Annotated in this window: 22 protein-coding genes and 1 pseudogene; 10 read left to right on the plus strand and 13 right to left on the minus strand. The window is 68.8% G+C overall.

The features are described from left to right. Positions 1-33: 33 nt before the first annotated feature. Positions 34-285, minus strand: a complete 252-nt coding sequence (locus KBZ08_RS05725; RefSeq protein ID WP_015109952.1) for a DUF3134 family protein — start codon at positions 283-285, stop codon at positions 34-36. A gap of 53 nt (positions 286-338) precedes the next feature. On the opposite strand from KBZ08_RS05725, the gene KBZ08_RS05730 reads away from it, so the two are divergent. Both KBZ08_RS05730 and KBZ08_RS05735 read left to right on the plus strand, forming a co-directional pair. Beyond that, positions 339-551 (plus strand): hypothetical protein, encoded by a 213-nt coding sequence (locus KBZ08_RS05730; protein ID WP_254972006.1) that lies wholly within the window; start codon positions 339-341, stop codon positions 549-551. A gap of 93 nt (positions 552-644) precedes the next feature. Continuing rightward, the gene (locus KBZ08_RS05735) at positions 645-1,853 is read left to right on the plus strand and encodes an argininosuccinate synthase (protein ID WP_254972007.1); all 1,209 of its coding nucleotides are present in this window, start codon (positions 645-647) and stop codon (positions 1,851-1,853) included. On the opposite strand, the gene KBZ08_RS05740 is transcribed toward KBZ08_RS05735, so the two are convergent. The 4 genes from KBZ08_RS05740 to KBZ08_RS05755 form a co-directional block, all read right to left on the minus strand. Then, a complete protein-coding gene (locus KBZ08_RS05740; RefSeq protein WP_254972008.1) occupies positions 1,816-2,604 on the minus strand; it encodes a hypothetical protein in 789 nt (262 codons plus the stop codon). The two genes, KBZ08_RS05735 and KBZ08_RS05740, sit on opposite strands and share 38 nt — an antisense overlap. Positions 2,605-2,661: 57 nt before the next feature. Continuing rightward, positions 2,662-3,024, minus strand: a complete 363-nt coding sequence (gene rpsF, locus KBZ08_RS05745) for a 30S ribosomal protein S6 (RefSeq protein ID WP_015109956.1) — start codon at positions 3,022-3,024, stop codon at positions 2,662-2,664. Between the two features lie 93 nt (positions 3,025-3,117). After that, complete coding sequence (locus KBZ08_RS05750) at positions 3,118-3,585, minus strand: Tic20 family protein (RefSeq protein WP_106222289.1); 468 nt, start codon at positions 3,583-3,585, stop codon at positions 3,118-3,120. Positions 3,586-3,621: 36 nt separating this feature from the next. Beyond that, on the minus strand, positions 3,622-4,536 hold the full coding sequence (locus tag KBZ08_RS05755) for a shikimate dehydrogenase (RefSeq protein ID WP_254972009.1): 915 nt from the start codon (positions 4,534-4,536) through the stop codon (positions 3,622-3,624). A 176-nt stretch (positions 4,537-4,712) separates the two neighbouring features. On the opposite strand from KBZ08_RS05755, the gene dnaK reads away from it, so the two are divergent. Beyond that, complete coding sequence (gene dnaK, locus KBZ08_RS05760; protein ID WP_254972010.1) at positions 4,713-6,617, plus strand: molecular chaperone DnaK; 1,905 nt, start codon at positions 4,713-4,715, stop codon at positions 6,615-6,617. A 77-nt stretch (positions 6,618-6,694) separates the two neighbouring features. Here dnaK and KBZ08_RS05765 read toward each other — a convergent pair whose 3' ends face one another. Beyond that, positions 6,695-7,864 carry an FAD-binding oxidoreductase gene (locus tag KBZ08_RS05765; protein ID WP_254972011.1) on the minus strand — a complete coding sequence of 390 codons (1,170 nt, stop codon included), beginning with the start codon at positions 7,862-7,864 and terminating at the stop codon, positions 6,695-6,697. Positions 7,865-8,022: 158 nt separating this feature from the next. After that, positions 8,023-8,478 (minus strand): annotated as a pseudogene (gene psbQ / locus KBZ08_RS05770) (photosystem II protein PsbQ); the annotation flags it as partial. Between the two features lie 124 nt (positions 8,479-8,602). Between psbQ and purU the strand changes: the two are divergent. Next, complete coding sequence (gene purU / locus KBZ08_RS05775) at positions 8,603-9,457, plus strand: formyltetrahydrofolate deformylase (RefSeq protein WP_254972012.1); 855 nt, start codon at positions 8,603-8,605, stop codon at positions 9,455-9,457. 49 nt (positions 9,458-9,506) lie between these two features. After that, positions 9,507-10,787, plus strand: coding sequence for an O-antigen ligase (locus KBZ08_RS05780; protein WP_254972013.1), 1,281 nt, complete (start codon positions 9,507-9,509; stop codon positions 10,785-10,787). Here the strand turns inward: KBZ08_RS05780 and KBZ08_RS05785 are convergent. Beyond that, on the minus strand, positions 10,714-12,327 hold the full coding sequence (locus KBZ08_RS05785) for a radical SAM protein (RefSeq protein WP_254972014.1): 1,614 nt from the start codon (positions 12,325-12,327) through the stop codon (positions 10,714-10,716). The genes KBZ08_RS05780 and KBZ08_RS05785 overlap by 74 nt on opposite strands. Before the next feature lie 148 nt (positions 12,328-12,475). Between KBZ08_RS05785 and KBZ08_RS05790 the strand changes: the two genes are divergently transcribed. Continuing rightward, entirely contained in the window at positions 12,476-13,567 is a 1,092-nt protein-coding gene (locus tag KBZ08_RS05790) for a calcium/sodium antiporter (RefSeq protein WP_106219729.1), read from the plus strand. A 670-nt stretch (positions 13,568-14,237) separates the two neighbouring features. On the opposite strand, the gene KBZ08_RS05795 is transcribed toward KBZ08_RS05790, so the two are convergent. Both KBZ08_RS05795 and KBZ08_RS05800 read right to left on the minus strand, forming a co-directional pair. Beyond that, on the minus strand, positions 14,238-14,822 hold the full coding sequence (locus KBZ08_RS05795) for a hypothetical protein (protein ID WP_254972015.1): 585 nt from the start codon (positions 14,820-14,822) through the stop codon (positions 14,238-14,240). Positions 14,823-15,072: 250 nt separating this feature from the next. Continuing rightward, complete coding sequence (locus KBZ08_RS05800) at positions 15,073-15,942, minus strand: DUF488 family protein (RefSeq protein ID WP_254972016.1); 870 nt, start codon at positions 15,940-15,942, stop codon at positions 15,073-15,075. A 385-nt stretch (positions 15,943-16,327) separates the two neighbouring features. Between KBZ08_RS05800 and KBZ08_RS05805 the strand changes: the two genes are divergently transcribed. Continuing rightward, complete coding sequence (locus KBZ08_RS05805; RefSeq protein WP_254972017.1) at positions 16,328-17,071, plus strand: hypothetical protein; 744 nt, start codon at positions 16,328-16,330, stop codon at positions 17,069-17,071. Positions 17,072-17,181: 110 nt separating this feature from the next. Beyond that, the gene (locus KBZ08_RS05810; protein ID WP_254972018.1) at positions 17,182-17,562 is read left to right on the plus strand and encodes a thermonuclease family protein; all 381 of its coding nucleotides are present in this window, start codon (positions 17,182-17,184) and stop codon (positions 17,560-17,562) included. A gap of 25 nt (positions 17,563-17,587) precedes the next feature. Here KBZ08_RS05810 and acnB read toward each other — a convergent pair whose 3' ends face one another. Then, on the minus strand, positions 17,588-20,230 hold the full coding sequence (acnB, locus tag KBZ08_RS05815) for a bifunctional aconitate hydratase 2/2-methylisocitrate dehydratase (RefSeq protein WP_254972019.1): 2,643 nt from the start codon (positions 20,228-20,230) through the stop codon (positions 17,588-17,590). 164 nt (positions 20,231-20,394) lie between these two features. On the opposite strand from acnB, the gene KBZ08_RS05820 reads away from it, so the two are divergent. After that, positions 20,395-21,468: a 3-deoxy-7-phosphoheptulonate synthase gene (locus KBZ08_RS05820; protein ID WP_159817941.1), complete on the plus strand. Its 1,074-nt coding sequence runs from the start codon at positions 20,395-20,397 to the stop codon at positions 21,466-21,468. Positions 21,469-21,616: 148 nt separating this feature from the next. Then, positions 21,617-21,973, plus strand: a complete 357-nt coding sequence (locus KBZ08_RS05825) for a hypothetical protein (protein WP_254972020.1) — start codon at positions 21,617-21,619, stop codon at positions 21,971-21,973. A gap of 16 nt (positions 21,974-21,989) precedes the next feature. Here KBZ08_RS05825 and KBZ08_RS05830 read toward each other — a convergent pair whose 3' ends face one another. Then, positions 21,990-23,453 (minus strand): mechanosensitive ion channel family protein, encoded by a 1,464-nt coding sequence (locus KBZ08_RS05830; RefSeq protein ID WP_254972021.1) that lies wholly within the window; start codon positions 23,451-23,453, stop codon positions 21,990-21,992. After that, positions 23,453-24,124 (minus strand): diacylglycerol/polyprenol kinase family protein, encoded by a 672-nt coding sequence (locus KBZ08_RS05835; protein ID WP_254972022.1) that lies wholly within the window; start codon positions 24,122-24,124, stop codon positions 23,453-23,455. Before KBZ08_RS05835 ends, KBZ08_RS05830 begins: the two co-directional genes overlap by 1 nt. Between the last annotated feature and the right edge of the window lie 20 nt (positions 24,125-24,144).

Raw genomic sequence — 24,144 nt, forward strand, 5'->3', positions numbered from 1 at the left:
GGAAACGCTGCAGGGTGGAGCCGGCGCGGGCCGTCAGTCCTCCCAGTCTTCCTCCGAGGGCTCGTCGGCCGGGTTGTAATCCTCCTTCTCGCCCATCAGCGCCGACAGCTCCTCCTCCTCCACCGTGCTCACATCGGTGCTGGCGGTCTCCTCGTCGGCGACCAGGCGGCCGCTGGCCTCCAGCAGGCTCAGCAGGTCGGGCTCATCCCGCAGCGGCAGCACCGGCGCCGGCTCGTTGCGCCGGTAGCGGGTCAGGGAGGGGTTGATGGTGTCGAGAATGCTCATGCCGTCAGGCTGGGTCGTCAAGGACCGACTCACCACTCTATCGCGCCGCCCCCATGACCCCGTCCAAGTCCCTGGAGGTGGGCCGGCTCTGGTCGGCGGCCCTCCTGCTCAGCACCCTGCTGGCCGCCGCCGGCCTGCGCTGGCCCCAGCCCCTGCCGGTCCAGCCGGCGGTGGTGGCCGCCCTGGTGCTGGGGCCGCCCCTGCTGCTGGCCCTGGTGGTGCTGCTGCGCTGGCGGCTGCCGCCGGCGGACCAGGGGGGAGAATGACCCCCAGGCGCCAGAATCGGGCGCCACAGCGCAGGAGCGGCACGGATGGCGACGTTGGGGCAGCAGGGGGCGGGCGCTGAACAGCCCGGGGGCATGCCGCGTGCCGAGCGGGTGGTGCTCGCCTATTCCGGTGGTGTCGACACCAGCGTCTGCATCCCTTACCTGATGCGCGAGTGGGGGGTGAAGGAGGTGATCACCTTCGCCGCCGACCTCGGCCAGGGCGATGAGCTCGAGCCGATCCGCCTCAAGGCCCTGGCGGCCGGCGCCAGCCAGTCGCGGGTGGACGACCTGATCGACCCCTTCATCCGCGAGTTCGCCTTCCCGGCCATCCGCGCCAACGCCCTCTACGAGGGGCGCTACCCCCTCTCCACGGCCCTGGCCCGCCCCCTGATCGCCCGCCGCCTCGTCGAGGTGGCCCGCGAGGTGGGGGCCGACGCGGTGGCCCACGGCTGCACCGGCAAGGGAAACGACCAGGTGCGCTTCGACGTCGCCATCGGCGCCCTGGCCCCCGACCTCAAGGTGCTGGCCCCGGCCCGGGAGTGGGGCATGAGCCGGGAAGAGACGATCGCCTACGGCGAGCGCTGCGACATCCCGGCGCCGGTGAGCAAGAAATCCCCCTACTCGATCGACCTCAACCTGCTGGGCCGCAGCATCGAGGCCGGCCCCCTGGAGGATCCGATGGTGGAGCCGCCGGAGGAGGTCTTCGCCATGACCCGGTCGGTGGCGGATGCCCCGGCCGAGGGCCAGGTGGTGGAGATCGCCTTCGAGCAGGGCAACCCGGTGGCGATCGACGGCGAGCGCCTCGATCCGGTGGCCCTGATCCGGCGGGCCAATGCCCTGGCGGGGGCCCACGGCTTCGGCCGCCTCGACATGATCGAGAACCGGGTGGTGGGCATCAAGAGCCGGGAGATCTACGAGACCCCGGGCCTGCTGCTGCTGATCCGCGCCCACCAGGAGCTGGAGAGCCTCACCCTGGCCGCCGACGTGCTGCGCTACAAACGCCAGATCGAGATGAGCTGGGCGGAACTGGTGTACCAGGGCCTCTGGTTCGGACCCCTCAAGGACGCCCTCGACGGCTTCCTCGACCGCACCCAGGCCACCGTCAACGGCCTGGTGCGGATCCGGCTCCAGAAGGGCAGCGCCACCGTGGTGGGGCGCTCCAGCGCCAGCGACAGCCTTTACGTGCCCGACATGGCCACCTACGGCGCCGAAGACCTCTTCGACCACCGGGCCGCTGAGGGCTTCATCTACGTGTGGGGGATGCCTACGCGGTTATGGGCCGCCCGTCGTCGTGGCGACTGATCTTCTGGGGTGCCCCTCCACCGCCGCGTCCCTCCCGATCCGAGCGGCTGGCGGCGTCCGGGCCGCCCAGCCGCAGGGCCCGCTTCAGGGCCTGACCCCAGCCCTGCTTCCTGGCCACGGTGGGCACCAGCAGGGGTTGGGGGCGGCCTGAACCGGGGGGCGGTCCGTCGGCCGCGGCGGGGTTGAGGCTGTAGAGCCGATCCCGCAGGGACTGGTTGTCGGCGAGCAGGTGCTTCTGGTGCTCCATCACCGTGGCCAGGCGCTGCTGGAACTTGCGCTCGAAGATCTCCGGCAGGTCCTCCAGCATTTCGTGCAGGGCCTTCAGCTCATCGCGGGCGGCGGCCAGCTCCATCTCCAGCTGCTGGGCGTCGGGGCCGGTGGTGGTGATGGCCAGGCTGGTGGGGCTGGCGGTGGCGGGGCCAGGGGTGGCCGCCGTGGCTGTGGCCGGTGGAGCCGCGGCCGCCGGGGGGGCGGTCGCCATGGCAGGGCCGAGGTCGTCAGCGACGGGCTCGGCGACGATGGGGGCCGGATCGTGGGCGGCGGGGACGTCGCCGAAACTGAAGCTGGCGGGCGGTGGCACCGGTACGGGGGCCACCGGCTGGCCGGGCGTCAGCACACTGGCGGCCGGCGGCGGCGGACTGGAGGGCCAGCTGGAAGGGGGGAAGGCCGGCTGGGCCGGCAGTCCGCGCGACGCCGGTCTGCCTTCCGGGCCGGCCTCATCGCCGTCCGTGGACCTGTCCGTCGCCGTCATCGCCTGGCACCCATTGGGCGGACTTTAGGCCCAGGGAACAGGGGAGAACAAGCCGACTCAGGCCGTCGCCGCTTCGGTGGGAGCCACCTCGACCGCCGCGCCGGGGACGCTGCGGGGCGGGGGCATGGGACCGTCCTGAATGACGGTGAGGTAGCGGATCACGTCCTCGGAGAGACGCATGGCCCGCTCCAGCACGGCCACCTGCTGGCCGTCGCCGCTGTGGTTGAGCTGCACGTAGATGCCTTCCCGATGCTTGGCGATCGGGTAGGCCAGGCGGCGCTTGCCGCGCATCTGGGTGTCGAGCACTTCGGCGCCGGCCTCGACGACGATGTCGCGGTACTTGGCGACGTGGGTCTCGACTTCCTCCTCCGGGATGTCCGGCCGGAGGATGTACATCGTTTCGTAATAGGGCTGCGTCATGGTCGCCTGTGGAGGGGCTGATGGGCACCGGGGCCCGTCAGCGACGGATCCAAGACCCTATCGCAGCGCCGTGGCTCCCTCCAGCGGAGCTGCTCAGTAGAGCTGCATCCGCACCGCCTCGGAGACGGTGGGGATGTCGGCCTCCTTGCCCCGCAGGCTCTGGACCACGGAGAACAGCACCAGCAGCACCGTGCCCAGGAAGATCGTGTTGGAGAGGGTGCGGACGGCGAAGCCGGCGCCGAGGGGTGCCAGCACCGTGTCGAAGGCCAGGCTGAGCAGCACCAGCACGATGTCGATCAGGATCGCCTGCAGCACGTTGAAGCGGATCGGGTAGGGCACCCGGGGGTTGCGCACCACCAGCAGGAACAGCAGCAGGAACAGCACCAGGCCACCGAAGGGGACGGCCTGCTCCAGGATCACCAGGGGCAGGGCCGGCAGCGCCAGCCACTGCAGCAGCGGGAACATGTCAAACAGGGCCTGCCCGAAGCGCAGGGCATCGCTCAGGGGCAGCAAGTAGGCCAGGGCTCCCAGCAGCCGCTGCCAGATCGGGGGACCTTCCATGGGGGCGCTGGCTCGGGGGCGGACGGTTCCCGCAGGCTAGGGGGGCCCCAGCCGGGCCAGGGCGGCCTCCCGCATGGCGATCACCGGCACGTCCCGCCGGCCGCTCCAGAGCCGCAGGGAGGCGGCCCCCTGCTGCACCAGCATCTCCAGGCCGTCGATGGTGCGGCAGCCCCGGGTGCCGGCCAGGCGCAGCAGGGCCGTGGGCCGAGGTGTGTAGATCAGGTCGTAGACCGTGGCGGCCGGTCGCAGCAGGGCCACCTGCTCCGGGGTCAGGGGCGAGCGGCCCGCCGCCGCCGGATCCCCGCCGGAGGCCATGCCCACCGGGCTGGTGTTCACCACCAGGTCGGCGCCCGCCAGCGCCGCGGCCAGGGGATCTGCCCGGTCGGCCATTGCGGAGTCCCAGGCCAGGGGTTCCAGGCCGGGGGCCCAGTCGGCGCAGGAGGTGAGGAAGTGCTCCAGGCGGGTGCTGTCACGGCCCGCCACCCGGATGCGGCCCAGGCCCAGCTCCACCAGCCCCGCCACCACCGCCCGGGCGCTGCCGCCGCAGCCCAGCACCAGGGCCTCGCGGGCGGCCAGGTCGCGCAGCGGCGCCAGGAACCCCTCCACATCGGTGTTGGTGCCCAGCCAGCCGCCGCCGTCCCGTCGCACCAGGGTGTTCACCGCCCCCAGCCGCTGCGCCAGGGGGGTCAGTTCCTGGGCCAGGGCGGCGGCGGCCTGCTTGTGGGGCAGGGTGACGTTGAGGCCGCGGCAGTCGATCGCCTCCAGGCCCTCCAGCACCACGGCCAGGTCTGCCGCCGCCACCGGCAGGGCCAGGTAGACCCAGTCAAGGCCGAGGGCGGCGAGGGCGGCGTTGTGCATCGCCGGCGAGAGGGAGTGGCGCACCGGATCCCCCAGCACCCCCGCCAGGGCGGTGCCGCCACCGATCGCCGGTGCTGCCTGGGGGGTCGCCATGGGCTCGGGTGAGCAGCTGCCGCCCGACCGTAGATCCCCCGGATCCCAGGCTCCGACAGGCCCAGACCCGCCTCCCGGTACGGCACCGGTTCGGGAACCACCCCTCGCCTGGGTGAACCCTGGATGCGGAAGATGGCTCCAGTCAGAACTTCATCCACACCAGGAGGTGGTCATCCATGGGCAAGGTCGTCGGTATTGACCTCGGCACCACGAACAGCTGCGTCGCCGTGATGGAGGGCGGCAAGCCCACGGTGATCGCCAACGCCGAGGGCTTCCGCACGACGCCGTCGGTGGTGGCCTACACCAAGAACCAGGACAAGCTGGTCGGACAGATCGCCAAGCGCCAGGCGGTCATGAACCCGGAGAACACCTTCTATTCCGTCAAGCGGTTCATCGGCCGTCGGGTGGATGAGGTGAACGAGGAGTCGAAGGAAGTCAGCTACGGCGTCGAGAAGGCCGGCGCCAACGTCAAGATCAAGTGCCCGGTGCTCAGCAAGCAGTTCGCCCCCGAGGAGATCTCGGCCGAAGTGCTGCGCAAGCTCGCCGAGGACGCCGGCAAGTACCTGGGTGAAACCGTCACCCAGGCGGTGATCACCGTTCCGGCCTACTTCAACGACTCCCAGCGCCAGGCCACCAAGGACGCCGGCAAGATCGCCGGCCTCGAGGTGCTGCGCATCATCAACGAGCCCACCGCGGCCGCCCTCGCCTACGGCCTGGATCGCAAGAGCAACGAGCGCATCCTCGTCTTCGACCTCGGCGGCGGCACCTTCGACGTCTCCGTGCTGGAAGTGGGCGACGGTGTCTTCGAAGTGCTCTCCACCAGCGGTGACACCCATCTCGGCGGCGACGACTTCGACAAGGTGATCGTCGATCACCTGGCCGACAGCTTCAAGGCCAACGAGGGCATCGACCTGCGCCAGGACAAGCAGGCTCTGCAGCGCCTCACCGAGGCGGCCGAGAAGGCCAAGATCGAACTCTCCAGCGCCACCCAGGCCGAGATCAATCTGCCCTTCATCACCGCCACCCCCGAGGGCCCCAAGCACCTCGACCTCACCCTCACCCGGGCCAAGTTCGAGGAGCTGGCCTCCAAGCTGATCGACCGCTGCCGGGTGCCGGTGGAGCAGGCGCTCAAGGACGCCAAGCTCTCCACCAGCGAGCTCGACGAGATCGTCATGGTGGGCGGCTCCACCCGCATCCCTGCCGTGCTGGAGCTGGTCAAGCGGATCACCGGCAAGACCCCCAACCAGACTGTCAACCCCGATGAGGTGGTGGCGGTGGGTGCTGCCATCCAGGGCGGTGTGCTGGCCGGCGAGGTGAAGGACATCCTGCTGCTCGATGTCACCCCCCTCTCCCTGGGTGTGGAGACCCTCGGCGGCGTGATGACCAAGATGATCACCCGCAACACCACCATCCCCACCAAGAAGTCGGAGGTGTACTCCACCGCCGTCGACGGCCAGACGAACGTGGAGATCCACGTGCTGCAGGGCGAGCGTGAGATGGCCTCCGACAACAAGTCGCTGGGCACCTTCCGCCTCGACGGCATCCCCCCGGCCCCCCGTGGCGTGCCCCAGATCGAAGTCACCTTCGACATCGACGCCAACGGCATCCTCAGCGTCACCGCCAAGGACAAGGGCAGCGGCAAGGAGCAGAGCATCTCGATCACCGGCGCCTCCACCCTCAGCGACAACGAAGTCGACAAGATGGTGAAGGATGCGGAGGCCAACGCCGCCGCCGACAAGGAGAAGCGGGAGAAGATCGACCTGAGGAACCAGGCCGAGACCCTCATCTACCAATCCGAGAAGCAGCTGGGCGAACTGGGCGACAAGGTGGCTGCCGAGGACAAGGCCAAGGTGGAGGGCTTCGCCAAGGACCTCAAGGAGGCCCTCGAGAAGGACGACTCCCCGGCCATCAAGGCCAGCCTCGAGGAGCTGCAGAAAGCCCTCTATGCCGCCGGTGCCTCCGTGTACCAGCAGGCCGGGGCCGAGGGTGCCGCCGCCGGCGCCGCCCCCGGTGGCAATGGCAACGGCACCGCTTCGGCCGCCGATGACGTCATCGACGCCGAGTTCACCGAGAGCAAGTGATCCGTCGGCCGAGTGCCGCGGTTCCGACAGCCACGGCCCCCCTCTCCAGGGGGGCTTTTTCATGGCTGCCGCAGTGTTCAGGCGCCGCTGGGGCGGGCCTCGATCTGCTCCGCCACCCAGGCGGCGCTGGCGGGAGCCAGCAGGATGCCGTTGCGGTAGTGGCCGCTCGCCAGCAGCAGCCCCGGGGCCGGCTGCTCCAGCAGGGGGGCCGGCCGGCCGACCGGGCGGGGGCGCAGGCCCTGCCAGCGGCGCACCACCCGCGCCTGCCGCAGCCACGCCGGTGCCGCCCCCCCCAGGTCCCGCAGCCCACTGAGCTGGTCCGGGTCGGCCTCGCGGCCCGGCTCCAGGGTCGCCCCCAGCCACAGGCGCCGGCCCCCCTCCAGGTCGGGACGGGGCACCAGGTTGATGCCCCGCCACACGACCGCCCCGGGCCAGTGGGTCGGCAGAGGGCTGTCCAGTTCCAGCTCCAGGGCCTGGCCCAGCACCGGCTCCAGCACCCTGGGGCCACCATCCCCCCCCAAGTTCACCCCCGCGGCCAGCCCCGCCGCAGCCTCCAGCAGCGTGCCGCTGGCGCTGCCCGCCGCCAGCACCACCCACGCCGCCCGCTCCACGCCGCCACCGGCCAGCTCCACCCGCCAGCCGCCCCCTTCGGGGCGCAGGGCCACGGCCGCCTCCGCCCGCAGGGTCAGACCCCGTTCGCGGCCGTCCGCCGCCAGGGCGGCCAGGGCCGATCCGGGATCGAGCTGGCCGTCGCGGCCGGAGTGGAGCCCGGCCAGCGACGGCTGGGGCAGGCCCGGTTCGAGCTGATCCAGCCGCCGCCGGTCCCAGGGCTCCAGGGGCAGGCCCAGGGCCCGCTTGCGGGCCCCCAGTGCCACGAGCCGTTCCTGCTCCTTCCCATCGGCCGCCAGCAGCAGCACCCCGGAGCGGTAGGGGATCCGATGTCCCCGCCGGGCCAGATCGTGGCGCCAGCGGCTCCAGAGCTCCAGGCTGCGCTGACGCAGCTCCCAGGCCCGGCCCCGGTCGCGGTGGAAGCTGTCGGCCATCAACACCCCGAGGGCGGCCAGGCTGCCGCTGCGCTCGGGGGATTTGCCCGGGCCGGGGTCAGCGCCGGGGGGCTCCCCAGGGGCAAGGCGCTGGGTCGGATCGAGCAGCAGCACCGTATGGCCACGGCCCTGGAGCCACCAGGCGCAGGCCAGACCCACGATGCCGCCTCCGATCACGATGACGGAGGTGCCGGATGCGGACAACGGGGACCCGCCCGGTTCAGGAGGGGTTGCGGGGCCAGCCGCGGTGCGGATCAGGCGTCGTCGCCGCTGGCGACGGGCTGGGGCGCGGGGGTGGTGGGGGACGGGGCCGGAGGCACGGCGTTCGAGACCTTGGCTTCGGCGGCGAAGGTCTCGGCCAGGGCGATGGCCTCGGCGGGGATCACCTCGGCATAGGAGCTGAAGCCGGTGGCCACCTTGATGTAGTCCTTGCGCAGGTTCTCGCCGTCCTGCAGACGGGCGGCCTCATCGAGCTTGGCCAGGGAGGCCTTCAGCTTGGTGGCCCGCTTGGTGGCCTCGGCCCGGTCCGCCGGCAGCAGGCGCTGGTTGATGTAGAGCATCTGGCGGCCCAGATCCTGCATCGGACCGTGGATCAGGTTGCGGGTGAACACCCAGTTGCGCTCGTTGACCAGGTCGGCCAGTTCCGGCAGGCGCTCCTTCGACGCCAGGAACCCTTCGGCCTGGCGGGCGATCAGGGTCATGTCCTCCGGGCTGATCGTCGGCGGCTTGCGGGTCTGGTCGCCCGAGCAGGCCACCAGGGAAAAGCTGAGCACCAGGGCCACCGCAACCAGGCTGAGGCGGCGCAGGACACCCATCAGGGAGAGGGGCGCAGGGATCGACGCGACGGCCATGGGACGGTGCAGTGACGTGGCTGGCGCCGTGACTTTACCGGCCCGACTGCGCCACGATGCAGCTTCCGACCGATCCGTTCCGGATTCATTGATGCGTTCCCCCACGGCGATCCTGCAGCTGATCTGCCCCGATCGGCCAGGGCTGGTGAGCGAACTCTCGGGCTGGGTGGCCGCCAACGGCGGCAACATCCTCCATGCCGACCACCACACCGATGCGGGGGCGGGGCTGTTCCTGAGCCGGATCGAATGGGCCCTGGAGGGGTTCGGCCTGCCCCGTGAGGCGATCGTTCCGGCCGTCGCGGCCCTGGCGGGGCGCCTCGGCGGCGAAGGCCAGGTGCATTTCTCCGATGCCCTGCCCCGGGTGGCGATCTTCGCCAGCCGCCAGGACCACTGCCTGGTGGACCTGCTCTGGCGCACCCGCTCCGGGGAGCTGCCGATGCAGGTGCCCCTGGTGATCTCCAACCACCCCGACCTGGAGGCGCTGGCGGTCGATTTCGGTGCCCGCTTCGTCCATCTGCCGGTCACGGCGGCCACCCGCCCGGAGGTGGAGCAGGCCCAGCTGGCCCTGCTGGAGGAGGAACGGATCGAGCTGGTGGTGCTGGCCAAGTACATGCAGGTGCTGAGCCCCGCCTTCCTGGACCGCTTCTCCCAGGTGATCAACATCCACCACTCCTTCCTGCCGGCCTTCCAGGGGGCCCAGCCGTACCACCGGGCCTGGGAGCGGGGGGTCAAACTGATCGGCGCCACGGCCCACTTCGTCACCGAGGAGCTGGACGGCGGGCCGATCATCGAGCAGGCCACCATGCACGTGGGCCACCGCGACGAGGTGGAGGACCTGATCCGCAAGGGCCGCGACACCGAACGGCTGGCCCTGGCCCGGGCGGTGCGTCTGTTCCTGCGCCGCCAGGTGATGGTCTACCGGGGCCGAACCGCTGTGTTTGATTGAGCCTTGCCCCGGGACCCGCCGTCGGTCCTTCGCTGCCGCCGCCGCTCCGGTGATCCGTTTCTCTGCCCTCGACGAGCGCCTGATGGCGCCCAAGCCGGCCGCCGCCACACCGCTGGGCTGGCGCTGCTTCCAGCTGGGGATGGTCCTGCTGGCCAGCAGTGCCTTCCTGGCCGGCCTGGCCCTGCTGCTGGCACTGATCCTGGGCAGCCGCGGCCGACGCCCGGTGCTGGCGGACCGGGTCAACGTCGTGCTCCTGGCGGCGGCGGTGCTGATGGTGCTGGGCTGCTTCCGGGCCGCCAGCAATGACCTGGCCTGGCTGGGGCTCGGCAACTGGCTGCCCTTCTTCTGGGGCTTCTGGGGCTTCCAGGTGTATCTGGGCACCCCCGCCGCCCGCCGCCGGGTGGCCCTGGCGGTGGTGGCCGGCACGGTGCCGGTGATCCTCACCGGCCTGGGCCAGATCTGGTGGGGCTGGAGCGGACCCTTCCAGTGGCTGGGGGGCCTGATCATCTGGCACATCAAGGCCGGCGGCAATCCGCCGGAGCGGCTGGCCGGGCTGTTCGACTACGCCAACATCGCCGGCGCCTGGCTGGTGCTGGCCTGGCCCCTGACCCTGGCGGCCCTGCTGGAGGGGGGCCTCGGCTGGCGCCGCCGGGGGGTGGTGCTGGTGATCGCCGCCGGCCTGGTGGCGGCGGTGTTCCTCACCGATTCTCGCAATGCCTGGGGGGCCCTGATGCTGGCGGTGCCCGTGGTGGCCGGGCCCGGCAGCTGGCTGTGGCTGCTGCCGGTGCTGCTGGTGGTGCTGGCGGTGATCGGCCTGTCCACCCTGCCCTGGGTGCCGGCGGCCCCGCAGGAACTGGCCCGGCAGGTGGTGCCCGAGGCGATCTGGGGCCGGCTGATCGACCTCGAGCACGGCGGCCAGCGGCCCCTGGCGATCACCCGCCTGGCCCAGTGGCAGGTGGCCCTGGGGCTGATCGCCGAACGGCCCTGGCTGGGCTGGGGGGCGGCCGCCTTCAGCATCATCTATCCGATGCGCACCGGCTTCTGGCACGGCCACCCCCACAACCTGCCGATCGATCTGGCGATGAGCCACGGGGTGCCGGTCGCCGTCCTGGTGGTGGGCCTGGTGCTGTGGCTGCTGCTCCGGGCCGGGCGGCTGGGCATGGCCGGCGGGGCCCTGTTCGACCGGGCCTGGTGGGCCGCGGCCCTGGTGCTGGTGGCCTTGCACGCCACCGACATCCCCCTTTATGACAGCCGGGTCAATGTGGCGGGGTGGGTGCTGCTGGCGGGTCTGCGCTGCTATCGCCGGCCAGCGCCTCCTGCCGATGCCTGAGCAGGGTGGCGGGCGGCAGGGGACCCTCCAGATGGGTCCAGGGCAGCACCCGCTCCTCGTCCCAGGTGGCGTGGACCACCTCCTCCCAGGGGGGCGGCGCCGGCAGGGGGACCGGCAGGTCGGCGGGGGCCGTTGCCTCCCCGGCCCGCACCGCCCGGTAGGCCGTCTTCCAGCCGCCCTGGCTGTCGTGGCGGCCGCGGGCCGCGGCGATCACCGGCGCCAGGCGCCGGTCGCTGCGGGAGAGCAGGGCCTGGATCACGCTCCAGCCGTAGCTCTCGGGGCGCAGCTCGATCCCCTTGGGCTGCAGGCGCCGGGCCAGCCGCTGCAGGCGCTTCTCCGCCTCCGGCCGCACCCCTTCCCACTGGAAGGGGGTGTGGGCCTTGGGCACGAAGGTGCTCACCCCGAGGCTCAGCCGCAGGCCCGGGGTGGCCTTCCTGAGGGCCAGCAGCAGGTCGGCGGTGGCCTCGATGTCGGCCTCCTCCTCGCTGGGCAGGCCCGCCATGCCGTAGAGCTTCAGGCCGCTGAGGCCCCCTTCCTTCGCGTAGCGGGCCGCCGAGAAGATCTCCTCGCCGGCCAGCTTCTTGTTGACCACCCGGCGCATCCGTTCGCTGCCGCTTTCAATCGCGATCGTCAGTGATTTGCTGCCTCGCCGGGCCAGGATCCGCCCCAGCTGGGGGGTCACGGTGGCGGCCCGCACCGAGCTGACGCTGACCCGGGTGCCCTCGAAACGGTCCTGATCGAGCCAGGTGAGCAGGTCGGCGAACTGGGGGTGCTGGGTCACCGAGGCCCCCAGCAGGCCGAGCCGCTGGGTCACCGCCAGGCCCGTCTCCACCGCCGGGATCAGGCCGTCGTCGAGGGAGGCGGTGCGGAACGGCAGGGTCAGGTAGCTGGCCAGGCAGAAGCGGCAGAGCTCCGGGCAGCTGCGGGCCACCTCGACCATGTGGATCGAGGGCCAGGCCGCCTCCGGTGTGATCACCGTGGAATGGCTGAGGGTGTTGCCGCGCCAGGTCTGCTTGGCGACGGTCGCCGGCACCTCGGCGGCGGTGGGCTCCACCGCCAGCAGGGTGCCATCGCTGTCGTAGCGGGGGGCATACAGCGACGGCACGTAGACCCCGGGAACCCGGGTCAGCTGCCGCAGGCGTTCGGGCCGGGGCAGGGCGCGGGCCGCCTGGAGCGCGTCGATGAAGGCGGGCAGCAGCAGTTCACCGTCGCCCAGCAGCACCACATCGAAGAAGGGGGCCAGGGGCTCCGGGTTGGCGGTGAGCACCGGGCCACCGCCGAACACGATCGGGTCGTCCTCCCCCCGCTGGTGACTCCACAGGGGGATGCCCTGCTGCTCCAGCAGGTCGAGCAGCACCGGTCCGTCCAGCTCCCAGCTGAGCGACAGGCCGAACAGGTCGCAATGGCGGTGCGGTGGGTCCCCCTGGTCGGTGAACAGCCGCCGCACGTCCAGGTCGCTGCGGCGCGCCAGGCTGGCCCACACCACCTGGTAGCCCAGGCTGGTGATCCCCACCGAATAGCTGCTCGGGAAGGCCAGCACGGTGCGCAGGGCATCCGCGCAGGGCCGGGCCGGCTCAAACAGCAGCGTTTCCTGGTTCAGGGGGGCGGCGGGACGGGGAGATCCAGCGTGTCACTTTCGGTGGCGGGCTGGCGCCTCCCTAAACTCACGCGCTATCCGACAGGCCACCATGCCCACCCTGCCCAGTTTCGTCGAGATCATCCTCGGGATCCTGGTGCTGTTCGGCGGCGGGGAACTGTTCGTGGCCGGTTCGGTCGCCCTGTCCCTGCTGCTGGGCATCCCCCAGCTGGTGATCGGCCTGACGGTGGTGTCTTTGGGCACCAGTACGCCGGAGCTGTTCGTGAGCGTGCTGTCCACCATTCAGGGGGATGCGGACCTGGCGGTCAGCAACGTGGTGGGCAGCAACATCTTCAACATCCTGGTGGTGCTGGGCGCCAGCGCGGCGATCGTTCCCCTGCGCGTCAGGAGCCGCCTGGTGCGCCGGGACGTGCCGCTGCTGCTGGGTGTCTCGATGGCCGTGTGGGGCATGGCCTCGGGGGGCCGACTCACCTGGCAGGCCGGGGTGGCGCTGCTGTTCGCGACGGTGGCCAATCTGGTCTGGGAGATCCGCACCGCCTCGGAGGATTCCGAGGAGGACGACGACAACGAGAACGAGCGGGCCACACCGCTGGTGGCCGCCTTCAAGCTGGCGGCGGGCCTGGCCCTGCTGGTGGTCGGCTCCCAGCTGCTGGTGCGCGGGGCCACCACGGCCGCCGTGGCCCTGGGGGTGAGCCAGACGGTGATCGGCCTGACGATCGTGGCGGCCGGCACCTCGATGCCCGAGCTCGTCACCTCCGTGGTGGCCGCCTACCGGGGCAAGGCCGACCTGGCCATCGGCAACGTGGTGGGCAGCAACCTGCTCAACCAGATCGTGATCCTGGGGCTCTGCGCCGTGGTGGCCGGCGGCAAGGGGCTGGCGGTGGATCCAGTGATGATTAACCGCGATCTGCCGATCATGGTGGCCACCACCCTGGCCTGCCTGCCGATCTTCTGGACCAACGGGGTGATCTCCCGCCTTGAGGGCTGGATTCTGCTGGGTCTCTATGGGCTCTATCTGGTGGAGCAGGTCCTGGCCTCCACCGCCGGCGGCGAGATCGTCGACAACACCTACCGGTTCGTGGTGCTGGTGGCGGTGCTGCCCCTGCTGATGGTGTTCCTTGTCTGGCAGGTGCTGCGCTGGAAGCAGCAGCGCAAGCTTCTGGCCGTTCAGGGCGGCGACTAGAAGGACGGCAGGCCTGGCTGGTGTGAGTCGCGCCGATAGGCCCTTGGGGTCAGCGGCGGTAGCGTTTGGCCATGGTCTCTGCCGCCGCACAGCCTTTCGTACCGCCTGCTGGCACGTGTTCGGCGATGTGGCCAGCGAGGGGAAGGTGCTCTTTGTCGCCGGCTGAGGACGCGGCCCTGCAGGAATTCGCCGTCGAGGCCCGCTATGAGGCAGGGCCCTTCCCGCTGCCGGCCGAGCGATTGGTGCTGCTGGCCCTGGCTGGAGGCAGAACTGGAACGCTGCGAGCGGGCTGTGGCGGGGCTCGACTGATCGGCGAGTCCGCGGGCGCCTGGGGTTCAGCGCTTCATAGTGACGCATGGTGGGGCTTCGCGCTCAAGCTTCTCCATCGGAACCGGACCCAACGCGGTGAGATTGGGTGCAAACACTGATTGGATGGACCGCTCACGGTTGGCAAGGTTGGACCACCACAGCAGCAGGGTGTTTCTCCGGGTCTGCCTAAGTCGACGGGATTGTGTAGCGCTGAGAGGTGAACCCAGGCAATGTCAAGAGTTTGGCGGCGTTGCTCTCAGAGCAACTTGCTTGTATGCTTCCCAAGGCTGAAAGTTTGGAACTTAGCTGGTTCCGCACAAGATGCGTTCGGTGGAGCGACTAAATAGGTCCTGCGACACCTCTAGAAAAGTGGTAGCTGGGTCTGGTATGGCGCAGGAAAGACGCCAATGATTAACCAAGGATTAGGGGCAACAGAATGAAACTGGAGAGTTGTTCCTAGAAAGAAATGAAGATCTTTAGTGGTAAACTCATCAAAGTATTTTGCCCTGACCTTCTCAATCGCAGCTTGTTCATTCTGGCGGTGATCTCGCCACAAGCAGTTCCAGAATAGCGCCCCAATCTCCCAGTCAAGAATTTGCAGCTGGCTGCGCTGGCCATTTGCATCTTCGAAACGATATGAGAACTTATACGGCAGTTTGGGAATCACCCTAAAGGTCTTTCGCCATTCGTTGTCATCAAAAAGAGAGAGCTGATCGATGTGTGCCCTCATTGCACTGAGCTTCTTCGGATCCCACTCTCGCGATTCTTCTCTTTCAGCGATAAAGTCAATAACCTTGGCGGGCTTGAAAACCGCTAGCGATATCTCATTCTGCTTTGCACCATGAATTAGCTCATCAAGCGTATGAGATACTTTTGCTTTGCCGAGTACTATTCTTCGCCTTTCGTGCCATTGGTCTTGAGTCCCAATATGGGCGGTTGCTTGCAATTCAGACTCATCTGCAGGCCGAAAGCTCTCAGGCCTTCGGTCCTGGGTGTTTCGTGCAATACGGCATTCAAGCCAATCGTACTTCTTGTATTGCTCTGTCTCTCCTAAGCGTCAAAATGGAACTGGATAAAGGCGTACCCATGACCCATCCTCCCTGATTGCTGCTGTACAGACTGTTTCGCCGTACTTCGTTGAAAGTGTAGGATAGGTCTTAACAAGAATAAGCAGCCTTTCCCGTTTCATCTTGAAATTACAGATGCTTAACCTGAAGATCTTTAGAGCAAGACTGGATAAGGCTAGCTACACAACCTCGATGGCACTGCCTTACGTCAGCCTCGTAGCAGGTTAGGGCCACCCTCTCTCCTGATTCAATCCAAGAGGAGATCATCGTTAACTCCTTTTCTTGTCTTGGGAGATACTCGATAGAGTATCCGGAAAATAAGTCAGCGTAGTCCGCTTGTGAACTGAGATTGTGGCGCTTGCTTGACTCAATTCCAAGTTGTGGTACGTGCTCATATTTAATTCCAACTCGCGAGCATCCAGAGGCAAGTACTCGCTTTGAAAAGCCATACTTTCGGCTGATCGGATTACGTCTTACATCACACAAAAGGGTAACACCGTCTTGCAGAAGAAGATTGAGATACGCTTCGATTGACTTGCCTTCATAGCCAATAGTCGCCAATCCGGAGATTACGGTACTGGGCTTGCTGTTTCGTATCGCGTCCAAGGCCGAAGAGTCGCTCGATAGTATATCGCTGGCAATCTCGCTATGAGTTGCGTAGTAGGGGAAATGCTTGTAAGTGTAGGCAATGAGCTCCCTGCCTCTCATCCAGCCAAGTCGACTGACAAAGGATTCCGCATCCTTTCGATAGCCAGGCTCTGAATAGATAGCGGCTTCTCCATCAGTAGAAAGTTCCCAATGATCACTAGAGCGGTTCAGGATTCCTTTCTCAATAAGCTTAAGCCGATCAGCATAAGAGGTAAACGAGAAGGCGCCATACTTATAAGGTACAAACTCGTATAGAGGAGGATCGGCTGCCTCTCTGGAAAAAAGAAATAGCAACTTCTGAAAATCAGTATTTGATGCTCTGCCGCCTATTGCCTCAAGCAGTGCAAGCAAGTATCGATGCCTCCGATAGAGCCGAGCCGCGGGGATGCTGGTTCTCACTACTGGGACTTCAAGGCTCGAGGCATCCTAGCGGCTTAAGGCACCAGCCGGAAGTGAGGCGGACTTATTTCAACACGGCTCAACGAGACTACCCAAGAGCTTCTGATAGTGTCGAATACACATGGCCCGCCGAACATCCAGATTCAGAAGACGGGAGCCGGCGTTGTCTGCCAAGGCGATGCTTGCCTACCCGCTTCTGATCTAGAGCGTTAGCTTAAGAGTCCATTCCACCCTTCTACACAAATCGGAACTCCCCACCCAGCCCTTCCATCGGCTGCAAGAAACGTTCCCGAGAGCAAGCGAGGTAGGGTATGCATTGGCCCCAAGCCAAGGACCGATGCGTGCTCCCCTCGCCTTCGCTGCCGCTGGCCTTCTGGCCATCAGCCTCCCTGCTGGAGTCGGACTGACCCAGAGCGCGATCGAGAGTCAAAGGGTCACGTTTCGAGCCGCAGCTGATTCCACCCTGCTGAAGGGCCAGCTCAAGGGCGACCAGACCATCGATTACAACCTGCGGGCCGCCGCCGGTCAGACCCTGACCGTGGAACTCAAGGGTTCCAACCCACAGAGCTACTTCAATGTGATGGCGGCCGGAACCGACACTGCCCTGTTCATCGGCAGCAGCTCCGGCAATCGCTTCCGTGGGCCTTTGCCCAGCGATGGTGATGTCAGGGTGAGGGTGTATCTGATGCGGCCGGCGGCGCGCCGCAATGAATCCAGCACCTACAGCCTCAAGGTGGGGATCAGTGGTGCTCCCCTCGCCCCGGTGCCCGCGTCCCGCGATGCCCTGATCCCAGGCACGCCGTACCACGCCTCTGCGGAGGTGCCCTGTGGGTCCGGCAGCAGCGGCAAGGCCGCCCGGTGTAAGGCCTCCGTGATCCGCCGGGCCAACAACAGCGCCACGGTGGTGGTGATGAACCCCGAGGGCCAGAAGCGTCAGTTCCTGTTCGTGAAGGGCAAGGCTGTTGCCTCCGATCAGCCAGAAAAGCTCACGGTGCAGCGGCGCGGCGATGTGTCGGTGCTGGTGCTTGGCGAGAACGTCGAGCGCTACGAGATCGTCGACGCCCTGGTGGTGGGGGGGTGAGGGATGGCGCCGTGAATCGCCCGTTGGTTGGTGTGTCCGCCCTGCTCCTTTCGATGTCGGGGGCTCCGGTTCTCGCCATTCCCCCGCCCCCTCCCAACGACGTCCGGGTCGTGAAGGTGCTGGATGGCCACACGATCGTCGTCACCCCCTACGGCGACCCGTTCAAGGTGCGGCTGGCCTGCATCCGTACCCCGCAACTCCCACAGGGCAGCTCGGGCCTGGCCGCCAAGGCCGCCCTGGAGGCCCGTCTCCAGCCCGGTGCCTGGGTGACGCTCTCGACGCGCAGCAAGGCTGCTGACGGCGTCGAGCTGGCGGAGATCACTCACGTTGGTTCGAGGGTGCCGATCAACCTGAGCCTGGTGCAAGTCGGATTGGCGGCGCTGGATCGCCAGGCCGCGAACCCATGCAACCAGGAGATCTACCGAGAAGCGGAGATGAGAGCCCAAGCCATGCGACTGGGACTCTGGATGTCATCGCCGGGCACCCGATAGGGGCAGCCCGGCTCCTCTCGGACCCCTACACCTCCGCCAGCACCTTCTCCTCCTCCTCCACGCTCACCACGCGGCCCACATCCTCGAAGCCATCGATCTGGTCGAAGTTGAGGTAGCGGTAGAGCTGGTCAGAGAGGGGATCGATCTTGGCCGCCGCGATCTCCAGGTATTCGGCCGGGCTGGGAATGCGGCCCAGCAGGGCGCACACCGCCGCCAGTTCGGCGCTGCCCAGGTACACCTGGGCGCCGTTGCCGAGGCGGTTGTTGAAGTTGCGGGTGCTGGTGGAGAAGACGGTGGTGTTGTCCTCCACCCGGGCCTGGTTGCCCATGCAGAGGGAGCAGCCGGGCAGCTCCATGCGGGCGCCGGCGGTCTCGAACTTGGCGGTGTAGCCCTCGGCCCGCAGCATCTCGTCGTCCATGCGGGTGGGTGGGCAGACCCACAGCCGTGCAGCGCTGGTGCCGGCCCCGTCCAGCACCGTGGCGGCGGCGCGGTAGTGGCCGATGTTGGTCATGCAGGAGCCGATGAACACCTCATCGATCCGGTCACCGGCCACTTCGCTCAGCAGCTTGACGTTGTCGGGATCGTTCGGGCAGGCCAGGATCGGTTCGGTCAGCTCGTCCAGGTTGATGTCGATCACCGCCGCATACTCGGCATCGGCATCGGCCTCCATCAGCACCGGATCGGCCAGCCAGGCCTCCATCGCCTTGATCCGCCGCGCCAGGGTGCGGGCATCGCTGTAGCCCCGGGCGATCATGTTGCGCATCAGCGCCACATTGCTGCGCAGGTACTCGCTCACCGTCTCGACGCTCAGCTTGATTGTGCTGCCGGCGCAGGAGCGTTCGGCGGTGGCGTCCGTCAGTTCAAACGCCTGCTCCAGCTTCAGGTCGGGGAGCCCCTCGATCTCCATGATCCGGCCGCTGAAGATGTTCTTCTTGCCGGCCTTCTCCACCGTCAGCAGGCCCTGCTGGATGGCCACGTAGGGGATGGCGTTCACCACGTCCCGCAGGGTGACGCCCGGCTGCAGGGAGCCGGAGAAGCGCACCAGCACCGACTCGGGCATGTCGAGGGGCATGGCGCCGATGGCGGCGGCGAAAGCCACCAGGCCGGAGCCGGCCGGGAAGGAGATGCCGAGCGGGAAGCGGGTGTGGCTGTCACCGCCGGTGCCCACCGTGTCCGGCAGCAGCAGGCGGTTGAGCCAGCTGTGGATGATGCCGTCGCCGGGCCGCAGGGCGACGCCGCCCCGGGAGCTGATGAAGTCGGGCAGCTCGGCGTGGGTCTTGAGATCCACCGGCTTGGGGTAGGCGGCGGTGTGGCAGAAGCTCTGCATCACCAGATCGGCGGAGAAGCCCAGGCAGGCCAGCTCCTTCATCTCGTCGCGGGTCATCGGCCCGGTGGTGTCCTGGCTGCCGACGCTGGTCATCAGCGGTTCGCAGCTGGTGCCCGGGCGCACCCCCGCCAGGCCGCAGGCCTTGCCCACCATCTTCTGGGCCAGGGTGAAGCCCTTGCCCGTGTCGACCGGGGCCACCGGCCGAATGAAGGCCTCCGACGGGGGCAGGCCCAGCTGCAGCCGCACCTTGTCGGTGAGGGAGCGGCCGATCAGCAGGGGGATGCGGCCGCCTGCCCGCACCTCGTCGGCGATGGTGCTGGGCTTGAGCTCGAAGCGGGCCAGCACCTCCCCGGCCCCCGGTTCGCCGGCGGCCCGCTCGATCGTGCCGGCGTGGGGCCGGATCGTGATCACATCGCCGCTGTTGAGGGCGCTGACGTCGCACTCGATCGGCAGGGCGCCGGAATCCTCGGCGGTGTTGAAGAAGATCGGCGCGATCTTGCCCCCGATCACCACCCCGCCGCTGCGCTTGTTGGGCACGTGGGGGATGTCGGTGCCGATGTGCCAGAGCACCGAGTTGATCGCCGATTTGCGGGAGCTGCCCGTGCCCACCACATCGCCCACGTAGGCCAGCGGATGGCCCTTGGCCTTCAGCTCGGCGATCAGGCCGAGCCCTTCGGGCATCCGCGTCTCCAGCATCGCCATCGCGTGCAGGGGGATGTCGGGGCGGGTGGTGGCGTGGGTGGCCGGCGACAGGTCGTCGGTGTTGGTTTCCCCGGTCACCTTGAACACCGTGACGGTGATCGCCTCCGGCAGGGGCGGCCGGGCGTGGAACCATTCGGCCGCCGCCCAGCTGTCCACCACCTGGCGGGCCAGGGGGTTGGTCTCGGCCAGCTCCAGCACGTCGTGGAAGGCGTCGTACACCAGCAGGGTGCGGCTCAGCCCCCGGGCGGCCTCCTCGGCGACGTCCGCCTCCGGGCAGGAGAGCAGCTCGATCAGGGCGCCGACGTTGTAGCCGCCGATCATGGTGGCCAGCAACCGTGTGGCCTCCAGGGGGCTCACCAGGGGGCTGGTGGCCGTTCCCTTGGCGATCCCGCTCAGCCAGCCGGCCTTCACATAGGCGGCCTCATCCACCCCCGGCGGAATCCGTTCGCTCAGCAGATGCAGCAGAAAAGCTTCCTCACCGGCGGGCGGCTGCTCCAGCAGCTCGGTGAGGGCCTGGGCCTGGGGGGCGGTGAGCGGCAGGGGCGGCACGCCGAGGGCTTCGCGGGCCGCGGCGGCCTCGCGGTAGCTGGGCAGCAGTTCGGCCGGGGTCAGGGGAGCGGGGCTGGGGGAGACGGACATATGGACGGATGACCGGGTCGGACCCCCGGTTGGCATGGGCATGGCTTCCATTGTTCTTCCCCGCGGGTCCGCCCTCTGGTGACGACGGCTGCAGAAGTCGGCGCTGGCATCGGTGCCGCCAGTTCGTAGGCTGGGGGGTCTGACCATTCCCCGCCGTCGGCCGCATGATCCCCACCTCCGATCTCCATGTGGTGGAAACCCGGCCGCTGGTGCCGCCGGCGGTGCTGCACCGGGAGCTGCCCCTCTCCGAGCAGGCGGCCCGCACCGTGCAGCAGGCCCGGGAGCGGATCAAGGCCATCCTGCACGCCGGCGACCAGCGGCTGCTGGTGATCGTCGGCCCCTGCTCGGTCCACGACGTGGCCGCCGCCCGGGAGTACGCCGAGGCGATCGCCCAGGCCCAGCGCCGCCACCGGGACGAGCTGGAGATCGTGATGCGGGTCTACTTCGAGAAGCCCCGCACCACCGTGGGCTGGAAGGGGATGATCAACGATCCCCACCTCGATGGCAGCTACGACATCAACACCGGCCTGCGCCGGGCCCGTTCCCTGCTGCTGCACCTGGCGGAGCTGGGCCTGCCGGCGGCCACCGAGGTGCTCGATCCGGTGGTGCCCCAGTACCTCGCCGACCTGATCAGCTGGACCGCCATCGGCGCCCGCACCACCGAGAGCCAGACCCACCGGGAGATGGCCTCGGGCCTGTCGATGCCGATCGGCTTCAAGAACGGCACCGACGGCAGCGCCGCCACCGCCATCAACGCCATGGAGGCGGCCGCCCGGCCCCACCATTTCCTGGGCATCAACAAGGAGGGCCAGGCCGCCATCGTCTCCACCACCGGCAACCCGGACGGCCACCTGGTGCTGCGGGGGGGCAAGAGCGGCCCGAACTTCCACGCCGAGGCGGTGGAGGCCGCCGCCGCCCTGCTGGCCCGGGACGGCCTGCCGGCCCGGCTGATGGTGGACTGCAGCCATGGCAACTCCAACAAGGACTACCGCCGCCAGGGGGAGGTGCTGCGCAGCGTGGCCGAGCAGGTGCGGGGCGGTTCCGTCCACGTGATGGGGGTGATGCTGGAGAGCCATCTGGTGGAAGGAAATCAGAAGATTTCCGCCGACCTGGCCTCGCTCACCTACGGCCAGAGCATCACCGATGCCTGCATTGATCTGGCCACCACCCTGGATCTGCTCGTCGAGCTGGCGGAAGCCGTGCGCCAGGCCCAGGCCCGCAGTCTGGCCCTCGCCTGAGGGGCTGTGGCCAACTCCAGAACACCGAAATCAGCACTCCGAGGGTGAGAGTGCTGATCCCATCTTCTGCAACAGAGTGTTCCTGGTGAACAGCTGACTGGCGTGCCCTGGGTACGTTTGGCATCAGCAAGATCGTGGTGGTCCGCTGATGACCTATCTCCTGCAGTTCTGCGGGTTGTCCGACCCCTTGCAGCTCTTCTATCTCGAACAGAAATCGGCCGCCGCCCCCGCCGGTGGCACCCCGGCCCCCGGCCCGATCTACGGCGGCTTCCGCCCTTTCCAGCTTGACGACCTGCTGGGCTGGGCCCTGGACACGGCCCGGGGCCGCTGCTGGGACGGTGAGGCCATCCAGCGCCTGGTGATCGATGTCTGGATGGAGCGGGCCGATGTGATCCGCCAGTGGCAGCTGCGGCTGCGGGAGGAACCGGCCGAGCGGGTGCTGGTGGCCGGCATCGGCACCCAGCGCGACTGGGAGCTCCGCTGCGAGCAGCTCCTGCGGGTCTGAGCTGCTGGGGCGCCCCTCAGTCGCCCTCGAGGCCGAACAGCTGCCGCATGCGCTCCAGGATCGAGGTCTGGCGGCGGGCCGCATCCGGCGAGGAGAGTTTCTCCAGTTCGGAGCGCCGCTGGCCCACGATCGCCGCCAGCGCCTCCAGCACCCCGTGATCGTCCTCCACCAGGGGCATGAAGTCGTCCCGCTCCACCTCCAGCAGCACACATTCCCCCCGTGAGCGCACCGTGGCCGTGCGGGGTTCCCCGGTGCAGACGGTCATCTCCCCGAAGATCTGATCCCGGCCCAGCACGGCCACCGAACGCCCCAGGGGCGAGCCGTCGGCCTTGAACACCTCCACCTCGCCATCCACCACCTGGAACAGGGCCTCCCCCTCTTCCCCTTCGGCCACGATCGTTTCGCCCGAGCCGAAGCGCAGGCAGCGCACCGAGCCGGCCAGCCGATCCACCTGCTCGGGATCCAGCTGGGCGAACAGCCAGCTGCGCCGCAGCAGCTGCGCCGTCAGGGAGGCATCCACGCCGGTGGGGTGGGCCGGATCCCGCTGGGGCTGGCGCCGCTTCAGCTCCCGCACCGGATAGGGCAGCTCCCAGCCCTGCCGCTCCAGGGCATACCAGATCTGCTCCAGCAGCTCGCTGCGCAGCCGCAGCCGTTCCCCCTCCGAGGGCCCCCGCTGGGCGGCCTGCAGCTCGTAGCGGATGCGGGAGTCCTCGTAGGCGAGGACCAGCACCTCCGGCGGTGGATCGTTCAGCACCAGGGGGTTCTCCACCATCACCCGCTCCAGCAGCTGGCGGGCCCGGGCCGGCGGGATCTCGTAGCCCAGGGCGATCTCGAAGCGGTTGCCCACTGGCTCGTGCTGGCTGAAGCGCCGCATCGGGTTGTCCGCCACCGTGTTGTTGGGCAGGTTCACGGTCGAGCCGTCCTTGCGGCGCAGGCGGGTGCTCATCAGGTGCAGGGATTCCACCGTGCCGCTCTCGTCGCCGACGCTGATCCAGTCCCCCTCCCGGAAGGGGGGATCCACCTGCAGCTCGATGCCGGCGAACAGGTCCTTGAGGGTCTCCTGGGCCGCCAGGCCGATCACGGCGGTGAGCACCGCCGAGGTGGTCACCAGGCCCACCAGGTTGAGGTTGGCCAGGCGCTGCAGCACCAGCACCGTCGCCAGGGCCGAGAGGCCCAGCATCAGCAGGTCCCGCAGGATCTTGGCGGTGGGCCGCCACCAGCCCAGGGCCTCCGGGCACTCCAGCACCAGCCAGCTCACCAGGGCGATCAGGGCGTAGGCGCTGGCCAGCTCGTCGACGGCGCCGAGCCAGGGCACCCCGGCCGGCCGGGTGGTGCCGCCGAGCACGCACCAGAGCAGCACCGCCACCAGCGGCAGCAGCAGGGGCGGCGACGGCAGGTGGAGGCGGCGGCTGACCAGCCGCAGGGCCAGCAGCACCGCCGCCAGGGCCAGGCCGATCAGGATCCGCTCGATCGGTCCCATCAGCTCAGCACCCGCCACAGCCCTGCCACCGCCAGGGGCACGCTGATGTTGTCGATGCCCAGCAGGGCCCACTGCTCCAGCCCCGTGGCCACCAGGGCGATCAGGGCGATCGCGGCCGGCGCCGGGCCACCGCCCAGCAGGCCCAGGCTGAGCAGCACCGCCAGGCTGGCGATCCCCATGGCGGCCGTGCCGGCCAGGGAGCGCCGCTCGCCGAACACCGTCCAGCTCGGTGACGGGATCAGCGGGCCCAGCAGACCGGCCAGACCGTCGCCGAATGCCATCACCAGCACGCCCGCCGCCACCGTGTCGGGGTGGGCGGGCCACCAGAGCCACAGCAGCAGGGTGATCGAGGCGCCGTAGGCGACCGTGCCGTAGCTGTGCCGCTCGACGTCCTCGATGGCCGGCAGCACCCGCACCCGGTGGTTGAGGGCGGCCAGCAGGGTGATGGCGGCGGCGGCGGGCACCGCGATCAGCCGCTCGACGCCGAAGGCCCAGGCGATCAGCACCACCGGCCCGGCTCCGATGTGCATCAGCTTGCGGCTCCATTCCCGCTGGTCGGGCCAGCGGCGGCGCACCAGCAGGGATCCGGCGCTCAGCAGGGCCAGCCAGACGGCCACGGCCAGCACGCCGGTCAGCCGGGCCAGGTCGTCATGCTCCGGTGGAAGGACCAACGCCAGCAGGGATGCTCAGG

It is taken from the genome of Cyanobium sp. Candia 9D4, from assembly GCF_024346155.1.
GTDB lineage: Bacteria > Cyanobacteriota > Cyanobacteriia > PCC-6307 > Cyanobiaceae > Cyanobium > Cyanobium minutissimum.